General features: G+C 49.8%; 10 protein-coding genes, 1 pseudogene and 1 riboswitch. Of the genes and pseudogenes, 3 read left to right on the plus strand and 8 right to left on the minus strand.

Features of this window, described 5'->3' with window-relative positions; genetic code table 11:
• Positions 1–4: 4 nt before the first annotated feature.
• The 4 genes from H6F76_RS09195 to H6F76_RS09205 all read right to left on the minus strand — a co-directional run bounded on the left by H6F76_RS09195 (position 5) and on the right by H6F76_RS09205 (position 2,163).
• Positions 5–466, minus strand: coding sequence for a hypothetical protein (locus H6F76_RS09195; protein ID WP_190507617.1), 462 nt, complete (start codon positions 464–466; stop codon positions 5–7).
• A gap of 11 nt (positions 467–477) precedes the next feature.
• Positions 478–930: a hypothetical protein gene (locus tag H6F76_RS09200; RefSeq protein ID WP_242036590.1), complete on the minus strand. Its 453-nt coding sequence runs from the start codon at positions 928–930 to the stop codon at positions 478–480.
• A 32-nt stretch (positions 931–962) separates the two neighbouring features.
• Positions 963–1,085 (minus strand): hypothetical protein, encoded by a 123-nt coding sequence (locus tag H6F76_RS30970; RefSeq protein WP_277881204.1) that lies wholly within the window; start codon positions 1,083–1,085, stop codon positions 963–965.
• A 154-nt stretch (positions 1,086–1,239) separates the two neighbouring features.
• Entirely contained in the window at positions 1,240–2,163 is a 924-nt protein-coding gene (locus H6F76_RS09205) for a phosphodiester glycosidase family protein (protein ID WP_347275997.1), read from the minus strand.
• Positions 2,164–2,239: 76 nt separating this feature from the next.
• On the opposite strand from H6F76_RS09205, the gene ybaK reads away from it, so the two are divergent.
• On the plus strand, positions 2,240–2,716 hold the full coding sequence (gene ybaK / locus H6F76_RS09210) for a Cys-tRNA(Pro) deacylase (RefSeq protein ID WP_190507618.1): 477 nt from the start codon (positions 2,240–2,242) through the stop codon (positions 2,714–2,716).
• A 303-nt stretch (positions 2,717–3,019) separates the two neighbouring features.
• Complete coding sequence (locus H6F76_RS09215; protein WP_190507620.1) at positions 3,020–3,526, plus strand: hypothetical protein; 507 nt, start codon at positions 3,020–3,022, stop codon at positions 3,524–3,526.
• Positions 3,527–3,590: 64 nt separating this feature from the next.
• Here the strand turns inward: H6F76_RS09215 and H6F76_RS09220 are convergent, their stop codons facing one another.
• The 3 genes from H6F76_RS09220 to H6F76_RS09230 all read right to left on the minus strand — a co-directional run bounded on the left by H6F76_RS09220 (position 3,591) and on the right by H6F76_RS09230 (position 5,262).
• The gene (locus H6F76_RS09220) at positions 3,591–4,013 is read right to left on the minus strand and encodes a DoxX family protein (RefSeq protein WP_190507622.1); all 423 of its coding nucleotides are present in this window, start codon (positions 4,011–4,013) and stop codon (positions 3,591–3,593) included.
• Positions 4,014–4,114: 101 nt separating this feature from the next.
• On the minus strand, positions 4,115–4,375 hold the full coding sequence (locus H6F76_RS09225; RefSeq protein WP_190507624.1) for a hypothetical protein: 261 nt from the start codon (positions 4,373–4,375) through the stop codon (positions 4,115–4,117).
• 461 nt (positions 4,376–4,836) lie between these two features.
• Positions 4,837–5,262, minus strand: coding sequence for a DUF4278 domain-containing protein (locus H6F76_RS09230; RefSeq protein WP_190507626.1), 426 nt, complete (start codon positions 5,260–5,262; stop codon positions 4,837–4,839).
• Positions 5,263–5,288: 26 nt separating this feature from the next.
• A riboswitch (Glutamine riboswitch) is annotated at positions 5,289–5,409 on the minus strand.
• Positions 5,410–5,694: 285 nt separating this feature from the next.
• Between H6F76_RS09230 and H6F76_RS09235 the strand changes: the two genes are divergently transcribed.
• A complete protein-coding gene (locus H6F76_RS09235) occupies positions 5,695–6,720 on the plus strand; it encodes an alpha/beta fold hydrolase (RefSeq protein ID WP_190507628.1) in 1,026 nt (341 codons plus the stop codon).
• Between the two features lie 278 nt (positions 6,721–6,998).
• On the opposite strand, the pseudogene H6F76_RS30365 reads toward H6F76_RS09235, so the two are convergent.
• Positions 6,999–7,109, minus strand: a pseudogene (locus tag H6F76_RS30365) (IS982 family transposase); the annotation flags it as partial.

The following is a 7,109-nucleotide window of genomic DNA, read 5'->3' on the forward strand; positions in this document are numbered from 1 at the left end:
CTCTCTATGTTTTTTTTAGGGTGCTTTCTAGGATGGCTTTGGCGGGTTCAACAATCGCCCAGGTGCCGTTGGGCTGTTTGCGTAAGGCTGCAAACTGAAGCAGATCACCGTTGCCGATCGTGTCACCTTGCTTAAGCGTGCGGGGCTGCGGATCGTTCAAACCACAGAAGCGAAACAGGTAAGCAGGTACATCAGGGCTGGAGAACATGAGGCAGCGGTGTTTATTAAGTTGGGTGCGCCCGTCAAAGGGTGCATAGACATCGTTGCCATCTAGAGCAATAGAAATATCGCCAAGACCACCGAGAACACGACGATCGCTAATGGTGTCGCCTGGTTGCAGTTGCCATGTTTGGTAGAGCTTAATGTCAAGCGTTGCCTCATTGTTAGGCGGACGGGTGCAGCTAGGAAGTAGGACAAGACTGACAACCGTTGCGATCGCTCTCAGACAAACTGCTTTGCTAGACATGCTGGTACGGGCTAACGACGGAAACTAAAGTCATAACCGGCATATTCGTCACCTTCATAGAGCACAACCAGCCATGCCTGCGAATCAAATGCCAGCGGGTAGGCTTCACGACGCGACGAAACACCTGCCCGCACGTTGAGCGATGGCAGCTTACAGTAAGGCTCTTTGACGATTCGGCTCACCTGCATTTTGTGAGAACGCTCCGGCACTGCCAGCAACTGGGAGAGCTGGTCTCGCGACAGAATTGCCTTCGGCTGTATAATTTCCTGACAGACGGCTTGCGTTGGTGCAGGCGTGGGCAACAGGGCACGTGGGTCTGCTAACAAGCCAAAGGCTGCAACGACAGACCCACCAGCCAGCATATATTTCACGCTATTGGTATGAGATTTGCGACGATGCATCGTTTCATTCCCCGAAAGTGATGAGTCGTGAGTACGATCGAGCAGGCAGTGTGCCCAGTCCATCTAAAGACGTGCTGTTGCCTGGATCTATGTTTTCAGACAAAGATGCTGCCTAGAAGGTAGCCGTAAGCAGAAGGATGGTGAGAGGCTGACAACGATCGCTCATCGCGACCATCAACACTGAGAACAAAACTTTCCTTGCTTACAATCGCACTCAAACTGCGACTTCCTTCTCAAGACGTATTTAATATTTAGTACAATAGTACTATAAATGATTTTGGCAAGAATACAACCAAAACTTCATACAGTAGTTACAAGAGCATTCGATACGTGCTTTCTTCGAGTAGTCGGGCATCGTCGAACGTAGAGTCTCTATGACTTCATTTTTACCAATAAGACTGATTTGACAGGTCTGATTAGTGGCTTGCCTGCTTCGTCTACTTTGCCGTAGGCGCTTTTGCCATCGTAGTAGAGCGATGATGAGCTGCCGCCATCCAGGTTCATGGCTTGTTCTACGCCCAGCGTTTTCATAAAGTCGGCAAGTGCCTGCAACGTCATGCCGCTTGCTGCATCCTTTGGTTTTTGCGCCACCATAACCCAAAGGATACTGTGATCGCGTGTAATGCCGATCGCGGTTCTGGCATTGGGTTGGCGGCTTCCCAAGGCATCGCGGCTGATGGTGCCGTTTGCATAAGCAACAAAGCCCTCTTCCTGCACTGTGATTGCTGGCAGCAGACGTGACCCGCCCCCTAAGGCGTTGATTAACTCGCAGTCGGTTGGGATGGCAGCACGGTGTAGAGCGATGGCATACTGGCGACGATCGCCACATTGATACTGCCGAAACTCACTACGATTGAGGATTTTGTCCAAATATGGGGCCAGGTCAGGATTGCTCATCAAGCGTTCGTTCTGCGTCGGATCGGCAACTTGCTGACCGTTCAACACAATGTAGGCGGTTGATTTTTGGTTTTCTGGATCAAAAAAGCCACCGTTAAGCGCTGCGATCGCGCCCTCGCGACGGGCGATCACAGCAGGCGTTTCCACTGTATCTGAGAGAGCTGGTGTCACCTCATAACGACTATGTAATGGAATTGTGAGCGTATGAACGGTGCTGTCCGGTAGCGCGTAAGACTTGTATTCAAGGCGTGCTAATGAGGCTGCCGCAGGCGTGGGCGTAGGCGCACTATTGATTGGTGAAGGTTGTGACGGTGAAGAGGAACGTGAAGAATGGGCGATCGCAAACCACATCAGTCCCAAACCGATGCCAGCAAGACTCATTAACCAGATAGGTTTCACGTCAGTTCCTCGTAGCGTCAACGCGCAGATTCAGGACACAATCTTAAAACCCCATGTTTGCTTTCGGTCACCTGTCATGAAAACTAATGCAGTACGCCTCTTGGATACACTGGGTATTGCCTACGAATTGCGTGAGTATGTCGTTGATCCTGACGACCTAGCTGCTGAGAGTGTTGCTCACAAGCTAGGGATGCCGCCCGAGCAGGTCTTTAAAACGCTGGTAGTACGCGGTGCAAAAACGGGTATTTGCCTTGCCGTTATCCCTGGCAACACACAGCTTGACCTCAAGGCATTGGCAAAGCTGGCGGGCGATCGCAATGTCGAAACCGTCCCGCTAAAAGAAGTTCAGCCTCTTACAGGCTACATTCGTGGTGGTGTGACTGCCCTCGCCTGCAAAAAAGATTATCCCGTTTATATCGACGAGTTGATTGAAGTGTTCGATATCATCTCGATTTCTGCGGGTCTGCGAGGACTGCAAATTTTGTTGGCTCCGGCTGACTATCTGCGGGCTGTTAAAGGCACTGTTGGCGCAATCTCGCAGGATAAAGCATGACTCATTTGCCTTGATTTTGCCTTTCTTAAGATGTGAAGACCTAAGTTCTGAGACGACTTCAAGCCATCGCCAAACCAGAATAGAGTTCACCCTTTCAGATTCGCCCAAAACAATACATAATTACTAGAGTCAAAACACTTATGCTTGCTTAAGGTGCCTTCCTCTACATTGGCTCCCAATTTTTTGCCTTACAGCCACTTCTTCTTAACGTAAGTCACACTCCACCCCTTCACCCTCCCACCTTTTCACCCTTCCACTTCTTCACTCATTGTCAACAAACTACAAACCACTCTAAAAGCAGCCATGAGTGTCATCACCCGACGATTATCAGTGCCAGAGTTAAGCCAGCAAATTCTTGAGATGGCAACGATCGGCGTGTACCGCGAATCGGTTTTTGAAGCACTGCGTCCAATGGCGACAAAAAAGCAGATTGGTGCCGCGATCGCCCATGCCAAACGCTTTGGGCTACACTCCGTCGCCAGCCTGCGCGATGATGAGCTGGGCACCTACTACCAGGTTGACTTAGTGAAGTATCGTTCGCTGGAACACGCGATCGCCACACCCGCGCATCTGGGAGACGATGCCAATCTGCTTGAACAGGTGATGGATGCAACCAGTACCGTGCAGCGAATGCTTGTAGTTGCTAAAGCTCTAACCGCATTGCTAGGAGTCGTTGGTGTGCTGTGCCTACTCGAAGAGCGCCATCAGCTTGGCATGAGCTTGCTCAGTGGTGCCGTTAGCGCCGGAAGCCTATGGGCAATACAGCGATCGCTAATTAAGAAGATGCCTGTGGAGCCTGCCAAGAAATAACTCGCTCTTGTCGCTGCATTACCCCTTCACTCTTCTACCTTCCACTCTTCACTCCTCCGCCCCTTCACTCTTCTACTCTTGGCTTCCGGGTGTACCACCAAGCCCAGGTAATCAAAACTGCTTGCAACGGTAGCCTTGCCCAATACAGCACTGGACTATGGGGAATGCCCTCTAGCTTAATATTGTTCACTGCCATGTTGATATTGGCAGGAAACACGGCGATAAATAGTGCTATCAAACCCCAGGCTGCTGCCACGCTAACAAGTGGTATCAACAAGCCAATGCCGCCCAATATCTCAAAGAAACCACTGATGTAGACTAACTCTAACGGATAGGGCAGTTGTGGCGGTACGATTTTGACAAATGGCGCGGGTGTCACAAAATGAAGCACTCCTGCGGTAATGATAAAAAAAGCCAGCACAACACGGAGAATCTCTTTAAGAATGTTGCCTGTGCGTCTGTAAGAGTGGCTTGGAGTTGAAGACATAAGGAGCTAGTTTCAACCAAAATGACAGTTAATGATCGCTATCGATCTACCAAACGCTGACTTGAAGCGTTTGTGCCTTCACCGCCTTAAGGTTACAACATTCAAAGCCGTAACATAGAAAATGCCCAGAGCCTCAGCCGCATCCAGGGATGTTCCGGCGCTTTAGCAACAGCGGGCGAACCCTCAAAAAACTCCGCCATCGATCGCGCCGCTTTTTCCAGGCTCTCTGGATCGTTTGGATAATGGGCGATCGCTGTTTCAGCCAGCGCTTGCATTGTTTCAGTGGTTGGTTCAATCCCACAGGCTTGCAGCAGATTGGCGGCACGCTTGACTTGCTCGGCGTCAAATTGATGCAGTTCCATTTGTCTTTCTGGATAAAGGCTAACGACTTCGTTTATCGGCTGTGATATTTAAGAGAACATCACCGAAACTGCCATTCATTCCTTACGCGATCGCCGCCTTTTTACTTTAAGCCAGGTTTATTAGCGTTTAAATCTTACTGCATGGTGACGGATCGCAGCCATGCCTCTGTGCTTTCAAAGTGCCGTTACTCGCTAGATACGTCAACAGCTTCAAACATAGACCTCTTGCAAAACATCGATCGAACTCTGTTTGTACTGATGGCAAGTCTACCTTCGTCAAGGATCGGCTAACCATCTGCAAAACAAAACCGCCCCCTAACGGAAGCGGCTTTCTGAAACTGTAGCGGAAACTAAGTAGATAACGGTTAGAACCCTTCAGCCGTTAGCCAGTTTAGCGAAGAGTAGCTAGGAGCGTAGGCTACCTGAAACGCTAGATTAGACGTTTCTTAAAGGCTCTCCTACTAACTAGCAGTCGCAACGGGCATACCTACATCAGCAGCAGAACGTAGCAGCATAGCTAGCTGCCGCTTTTTTGTTGCCCGATGATGGTTCATCGTCAATGCGCGTGCCTGATCCTCAAGGGAGCGTACCGATGCTTTCGTTGCAGTTACAGCCTGAGCGGGTGCTGCTTGCAGCGTTGGTTGCACTGTTTCTGGTTGCACCGTGTAACAAATGCCACGATAAGTCAGCATTGTACCCGGAGCCACACTAGGGCTAGCGGATTCAGTTTGAGTAGATGGCGCGATCGAGTAAGCTGCACCCCGATAGGTAAGAAGGGCACCCAACGTTCTAGCCTTAGCAACATTGTTTAAGCGATGCTTGGCTCCGCGAGCTTGCAAAGAAAATGGATTAAAGTCGTAATCAACGCCGCGATAAGAGAGTTTCATATTCGCCTCCTAGATGTGTTGCGAGAGGCGCGTTCCTTCGGGATGACTCCCTACTTCCGTCCGGTTTCTGCTACTGAAAGGCTCTTCTCAAACCATGAAGTTTAATTGAGTAGAACTGATTTTAGAGCAAAACGCAAGATGAACGATTTACTTTTCTGTATCTAATCATACCGTTTTGAACAAGGGTCGTCAATATTTACAAAACTTCATTTTTAATGATGCTTTGCTCGCTTTGTGCCTTGTAGCAGTAGTTTTCGGCTGTGCTTCCTGTAGTCCACGTTTCAAAACTGCTTTCAAAAATAATTAGGGCTACCAATTAATCTGTCATTGGCAGGTTTCCTCAACAAAACCACGCTGCTTAACATAGGAAAGACGGTGATACTGGCGGTAAGCTACTGGGCGCACCGGCTTGTCGTAGAAGGATAGTGTGCCATGTCAGATTATGCCAATGCTGCCGCTGCCTTGATTAAGGCGACAAGAGGACGAGAAGATGCCTTGGGTTTGCGCGACGAAACTAGTCGCTCTCGCTTTCTGCTCCATAAGCATCCGACTGCAAAAGTGATTGTCTTCTTTCATGGGTTTACTGCATCGCCGGAGCAATTTGTACCGATCGGTGAAGCGTTTTTTCAAGCTGGCTACAACGTCCTGATTCCGCTGCTACCAGGGCATGGACAGGCAGGCGACTGGAGCGACGACAACCCACCACCGTTACCCATAACCCCACTGCTCTATCAAGACTTTGGGCAAAATTGGCTGGAAAAGGCTCAATCGCTGGGTGATCGTGTGCTTTTGGGCGGCTTATCAGGGGGCAGCACCCTCGCCGCGTGGCTAGCGCTAGAGCATCCCCAACAGGTCGATCGCGGTCTGCTGTTTGCTCCTTATCTAAGTGGTACAAATGCCTTTGTAGACTGGGTTGTGGAGCGCATGAACGTTTACTTTGAATGGAAGTCAGAACCTGGAGTTGTTAGCTTTGGCTATAAAGGCTTTCAGATGCCCGCGCTGCGTACCTTTCTAGCGATGGGGCAGGAGGTACTCGATCGCGCCAAAGTACAGCCCACTGCACCCTTGCTGCTGGTATCAAGTGCTAGCGATCACGCTGTTGACAGTGCGGAACATCAGGCACTCTTTCAGTCTGCTCTCAAGTTACAGCCCCAATGCTGGTATCACTGCTTTGATCGCACGTTGGCGATCGGACACAACATGATGACCAGGGCAGAAGGTAATGAGCGTGCCGATCTGCCTATCGCGATCGCCAAAGCCTACGCCGAAAGCGACCTGACCTGGAAGGAAGTTACGACTCTAAGCGATCGACTACAGCAAGGAGAAACGCTGGAAGCGATCGCCGCTCAACTTAACCTCAGCCAACGCCTGCCGTCAGACCGTTCTGCACTACTAACGGCCCTTCAACTTATTGCTCAAACCCCTGAGGAACTTAAACCCCATAGGGATGAGGGATGAAGGTTAAAGGATGAGGGATGAGGACTAAAGGAGATAAATTTAGAGCATTTAGTGGTTCGCTTCTACAAGTGCCAGGTTGAGAACAACAGTGAGATTGGCGTAAGTCTTCTGCTCTCTTGTCGCCTTTTGCCTGAACTAGCTCATAGCAGTTGAAGAGAGCGTTAGGACAGACATCAACCTTGAAACTTCCTTTGAGCAAGGGCTTCTCCTCATCCTTGTATCCTTTTGCTATATGGTTAAGCAAGCTTTATTGACGCATAATTTAACGTCAGTTCGGGTTAAGCCGGAAGGAGCAAATTGTGGTCAAGGGCAATGGATGGCTTCTTTGGCTGATGGCAATAGGCAATCAATCCGCCCAAGATATTGACAAAGCAATTGACTGGAGAACG

The organism is Leptolyngbya sp. FACHB-321 (assembly GCF_014695975.1).
In the GTDB taxonomy this organism is placed as follows: domain Bacteria; phylum Cyanobacteriota; class Cyanobacteriia; order Leptolyngbyales; family Leptolyngbyaceae; genus Stenomitos.

What these genes read in the sequence shown, in the direction of transcription:
- H6F76_RS09225 (WP_190507624.1), bottom strand. Translation starts at nt 4,375, where the DNA reads ATGGAACTGCATCAATTTGACGCCGAGCAAGTCAAGCGTGCCGCCAAT.
- H6F76_RS09200 (WP_242036590.1), bottom strand. Translation starts at nt 930, where the DNA reads ATGGACTGGGCACACTGCCTGCTCGATCGTACTCACGACTCATCACTT.
- H6F76_RS09215 (WP_190507620.1), top strand. Translation starts at nt 3,020, where the DNA reads ATGAGTGTCATCACCCGACGATTATCAGTGCCAGAGTTAAGCCAGCAA.
- H6F76_RS09230 (WP_190507626.1), bottom strand. Translation starts at nt 5,262, where the DNA reads ATGAAACTCTCTTATCGCGGCGTTGATTACGACTTTAATCCATTTTCT.
- H6F76_RS09235 (WP_190507628.1), top strand. Translation starts at nt 5,695, where the DNA reads ATGTCAGATTATGCCAATGCTGCCGCTGCCTTGATTAAGGCGACAAGA.
- ybaK (WP_190507618.1), top strand. Translation starts at nt 2,240, where the DNA reads ATGAAAACTAATGCAGTACGCCTCTTGGATACACTGGGTATTGCCTAC.
- H6F76_RS09195 (WP_190507617.1), bottom strand. Translation starts at nt 466, where the DNA reads ATGTCTAGCAAAGCAGTTTGTCTGAGAGCGATCGCAACGGTTGTCAGT.
- H6F76_RS09220 (WP_190507622.1), bottom strand. Translation starts at nt 4,013, where the DNA reads ATGTCTTCAACTCCAAGCCACTCTTACAGACGCACAGGCAACATTCTT.